This is a genomic window from Xenorhabdus griffiniae, assembly GCF_001028135.1.
GTDB classification, from domain to species: Bacteria; Pseudomonadota; Gammaproteobacteria; order Enterobacterales; family Enterobacteriaceae; genus Xenorhabdus; species Xenorhabdus bakwenae.
Window position 1 is genome coordinate 1 of sequence record NZ_LDNM01000155.1, and the last position, 422, is coordinate 422.

Sequence of the window (422 nt, forward strand, 5' to 3'; positions counted from 1 at the left end):
CTCCTTACCGAAAGATAGTAGTTTTTGGTGCAGTGCTCACACAGATTGTCTGATGAAATAAAGCAGAGCAAGCGTCTGCGAAGAAGACTTTGAGTCCCCTTCGTCTAGAGGCCTAGGACACCGCCCTTTCACGGCGGTAACAGGGGTTCGAATCCCCTAGGGGACGCCATCTTGCTCAGGTATCGGGTGAAAGACGGTGCCACCGAAATATTGTTAAGCGGACGTGCGCGTCGGTTTAGCAATATTAGCTCTTTAACAATCTGGAACAAGCTGAAAATTTGAAACAGCCCGTGACGATGAACTCATCAGCACGGGTGAGTCTCTCAGACCCGTCAATCCGAAGACACCTTCGGGTTGTGAGGTTAAGCGACTAAGCGTACACGGTGGATGCCTAGGCAGTCAGAGGCGATGAAGGACGTGCT

At 51.2% G+C, this 422-nt stretch carries 1 tRNA gene; it reads left to right on the plus strand.

Going from position 1 to position 422, the window contains the following annotated elements:
* The first annotated feature begins 93 nt into the window (after positions 1–93).
* Positions 94–169 (plus strand) — tRNA-Glu (locus AAY47_RS19030).
* Positions 170–422: the final 253 nt, after the last annotated feature.